The organism is Nonomuraea sp. NPDC049784 (assembly GCF_040659615.1).
Classification (GTDB): Bacteria; Actinomycetota; Actinomycetes; order Streptosporangiales; family Streptosporangiaceae; genus Nonomuraea.
The window spans coordinates 1-3,871 of record NZ_JBFAMX010000796.1 but is presented as its reverse complement, the minus strand read 5'-3'; the positions used below and the strand labels follow the sequence as shown (position 1 = coordinate 3,871).

Sequence of the window (3,871 nt, the reverse complement as noted above, 5' to 3'; positions counted from 1 at the left end):
CAAGGCCGACCTCGACCCCGACAAATGGACGCCCCGAGAGCTACAGCACAGCTTCGTGTCCCTGCTGTCAGACCAAGGCTGCCGGAGGTGACGTCGTCGAGGCCGAGCAGCAGGTTGGCGGTGGTCGACTTGCCCGAGCCCGACTCGCCCACGATCGACACGGTACGGCCCCGCGGGATGCCGAACGAGACCGCGTCCACGGCGGTCAGCTCCTCGCTCGTGCCCCTGATCGGGAACACCTTGCGCAGGTCCTTCACGACCACCAGGTCCTCGGCCTCCTGCGAGGGCCCGGATACCAGCGCCGGCACGCGTACCGACGACAGGCTCGGCACGGCCTTGAGCAGCCGCCTGGTGTACTCGTGCCCGGGCTCGGCCAGGATCTCGGCGGCCCGCCCGGTCTCGACGATGCGGCCGTCGTGCATGACGGCCACCACGTCGGCCCGCTCCGCCGCCAGCGCCAGGTCGTGCGTGATGAGGAGGACGGCCGTGCCCATCTCGGCGGTGAGCTGCTCCAGCTGGTCGAGGATGCGCCGCTGCACGGTCACGTCCAGCGCGGAGGTGGGCTCGTCGGCGATGAGCAGCTTCGGCCGGCAGGCCAGCCCCATGGCGATCAGCGCGCGCTGCCGCATGCCGCCGGAGAACTCGTGCGGGTACTGCCCGATCCGCCGCGCCGGGTCGGGGATGCCGACGAGGTCGAGCAGTTCGAGCACACGGGCCCTGGCCGCTTTGCCGGTGGCGACGCCGTGCACCTCGAGCGCCTCGGCTATCTGCTCCCCGATGCGCATGAGCGGGTTGAGGTTCGACATGGGGTCCTGCGGGACCAGGCCGATGCCGGCGCCGCGGATCGCGGTCATCTCCCGTTGGGTGGCCTGGGCCAGGTCGCGGCCGTCGAACAGGACCTGGCCGCCGGTGATGCGGCCGTTGTCGGGCAGCAGCCGGTTGACCGCGGCCGCCGTGGTGGACTTGCCGGAGCCGGACTCGCCGACGACCGCGAGGGTCTGGCCCGGCAGGATCTCCATCGAGACGTTCTTGACGACCGTGACGTCCTGCTTGCGGGTGCGGAAGGCGACCGAGAGGTCACGGATCTCCAGGAGCGGGGTCATGCTGTCCTCGATCGTTGCGTGGTGGCCTGGAGCAGGTCGGCCCAGAGGGCGTCGGTGGGGGTGGGGTCGCCCTGGACGAGCAGGCGGTTGCTCGCCAGTGCCAGGGCGATGTCGCGGCCGGGGACGAAGCCGACCGCGCAGCCCACGTAGCCGGGGTGGCCGAGCACGGTGACGGTCTCGTCCCACAGGTCGAGCCGGTACGTACGGAACCCGAGCGCCTGCCCGGCGTCCGGCCCGGGGGTGAAGAACTCCCGGGCGACCTCGGGCCGCCACAGCCGGTCGTGCTCCTCGTACCGGGACATCGCCAGGCCGTAGGCGAGCAGGTCGGGCACGGTCGAGAAGAGCCCGGCATGCCCGGAGACCCCGCCGAAGGCGTGGTGGGCGTTGCCGTCGGCCACCTCGCCGAGCACGGGCCCGCCCCGCCAGCGCGCGAAGTCGGAGCTGCGGTACGGGACGGGGTACGGCCGGCCGGTGTCGAGCATGCCCATCTCGATCCGGTCGTCCAGGGCGCTCATGGCCACCTCGGGGCCCGCCGGGCGGGCGTACGTGGTGGAGCCGAGGCCGAGCGGCTCGGTGACCAGCTCGGCCACGGCCTGGTCCAGGCTCAGCCCGGTGACGGACGCGACGATCCGGCCGAGCAGGACGAAGCCGAGGTCGGAGTAGTGGCGTGCGCGCCCGGGCCGGTACCGCGGGGGCGGCTGCTCGGCCTGGATGTAGAGCGGCCACCACTCCCACAGTCCGCCCCGGTGCAGGAGCAGGTCCCGCACGGTGATCGCCTCGTACGAGCGCGCCAGGTACGCGCTCAGCGGCGCGTCCAGGTCCACGAGCCGGTCGGACACCAGCCGGATGAGCGCCGTCGTGGTGGCGACGACCTTGGTGACCGAGGCGAGGTCGTGAAAGGTGTCCAGGGTCATCGGCGCGTCGCCGACGCGCTCGCCGCCCTCCCAGCGCACGGTCCGGTGGCCGGTGCACTCGGTGAGGTCGAACCACGGCGTCCGCGCGGCCATGACCACCCCCGCGGGCGCGTCGACCGGCGTGCCCTCCGTCATCGGGTCAGCACCAGCGAGCGCGGCGGCTCGACGACCGGTGCGGGCAGGACCAGCGGGTTCGCGCCGGGCGTCAGCGTGCCGAGGACGCGGGAGGCGCGGGCGCCCGTGCCTCCCGGAACGGTGCCCGGCAGTCCGTGCGCGGTCAGCCAGCCGATCAGCGCGAACGCGATGGCCTCCTTGTCGTCGGAGGGAGCGCCGTAGTCGTCGGACGGCGCCACGTCCACGCCCGGCAGCGCCGCCCGCAGCCCGTCCATGATCACGGGATTGCGGCAGCCGCCGCCCGAGACGACCAGCGCGCCCACCCCGGCGGCCCGCACGTCTCCGGCGACCGTGCGGACGGTCAGCTCGGTGAGCGTGGCGACCAGGTCGGCGTCCCCGACCTCATGCTCCACCTTGGCCAGGGCCGCCTCCACGTATCCGAGGTGGAACAGCTCCTTGCCGGTGCTCTTCGGCGCGGCCAGCCCGTAGTACGGCTCGTCCAGCAGCACCTCCAGCAGCCGCTCGTCCACCCGCCCCGAGGCCGCGATCCGGCCGTCTTCGTCGAAGCCGCGCTCGTTCAGCCCTCTGCTCGTCACCACCGCGTCGATCAGCGCGTTCGCGGGCCCGATGTCGTAGGCGTACAGCTCGTCCCCGCTCACCACGGTCATGTTCGCGATGCCGCCCAGGTTGAGCGCCGCCGCCCCGCCCTCGTGCGAGCCGAGCAGCAGTCCGTCGAGCACCGATACCAGCGGCGCCCCGTGCCCGCCGGCCGTGATGTCCCTGATGCGCACATCCGACAGCACGGGGACGCCGGTCCGCTCGGCGATCCACGCGGCCTGCCCGATCTGCAGCGTGCCGAGCGCGTGCGTGCCCTCCACCCAGTGGTAGACGGTCTGCCCGTGCGAGACGATGAGGTCGACGGGCCCGCCCAGCGCGATGGCCGCGGCTGCGGCGCCGGCGAAGCTCTGCCCGATGAGCGTGTCGAGTACGCACACCTCCGACAGCGTCGTCTCCGCGGGCGGCAGCGCCGCGATCAGCCGGGCCCTCAGGTCTGCGGGGTACGGCGTGCTCGCCGTGTAGCCGACCCGGCCTTCGAGCAGGCCGCCGACGAGATGGAAGTCCACCACCGCCACGTCGATCCCGTCGTGCGACGTACCGGAGATCATTCCCAGAACCCTCATGCCCGCTCTCCCAGAGCCGTCCGCAGCCGCCCACCGGCCCCGGCCAGCCGCGCCGCCGCGTCCTGCGGCGAGAGGCCGAACCGGAAGGCGACGACCGCCTGCTTCACGTTGAAACCGTTGCGGCGCAGCGCGGCGAGGGCCTCCTCGGGCCCGGCGCCGCTGATCGCCCGTACGATGCGCACGGCGCGTTCGCGCAGCTTGCCGTTGCTGGCCTTGACGTCCACCATCAGATTCCCGTACGTCTTGCCGAGCCGCACCATGACGATCGTCGAGAACATGTTGAGCACGAGTTTCTGCGCCGTGCCCGCCTTGAGCCTGGTCGACCCGCTGATGATCTCGGGCCCGACGAGCACCTCGATCCCGTGCTCGGCCGCCTCGCTCAGCGGGGTGGCCTCGTTGCACGACAGCCCCACGGTCAGCGCGCCGCGCTCGCGCGCCCGCCGCACCGCCGCCACCACGTACGGGGTGCGCCCGCTGGAGGCGACGCCCACCACGGTGTCGAGCGGCCCGATGCCGGCCGCGTCGATGGCCGCCGTCCCGCCCTCCTCGTCGTCCTCGG

General features: G+C 73.0%; 4 protein-coding genes. All 4 read right to left on the bottom strand.

Features of this window, described 5'->3' with window-relative positions; all coding sequences use genetic code 11:
• Positions 1-1,103: ABC transporter ATP-binding protein (locus tag AB0J09_RS58615; RefSeq protein WP_360711949.1), on the bottom strand; the 1,103-nt coding region annotated here is incomplete at its 3' end.
• Positions 1,100-2,152, bottom strand: a complete 1,053-nt coding sequence (locus AB0J09_RS58610; RefSeq protein ID WP_360711946.1) for a serine hydrolase domain-containing protein — start codon at positions 2,150-2,152, stop codon at positions 1,100-1,102. The genes AB0J09_RS58615 and AB0J09_RS58610, both read right to left, overlap by 4 nt.
• Complete coding sequence (locus tag AB0J09_RS58605) at positions 2,149-3,312, bottom strand: anhydro-N-acetylmuramic acid kinase (protein WP_360711943.1); 1,164 nt, start codon at positions 3,310-3,312, stop codon at positions 2,149-2,151. Before AB0J09_RS58605 ends, AB0J09_RS58610 begins: the two co-directional genes overlap by 4 nt.
• The coding region (locus tag AB0J09_RS58600; protein WP_360711940.1) for an N-acetylmuramic acid 6-phosphate etherase at positions 3,309-3,871 on the bottom strand (563 nt) is incomplete at its 5' end. The genes AB0J09_RS58605 and AB0J09_RS58600, both read right to left, overlap by 4 nt.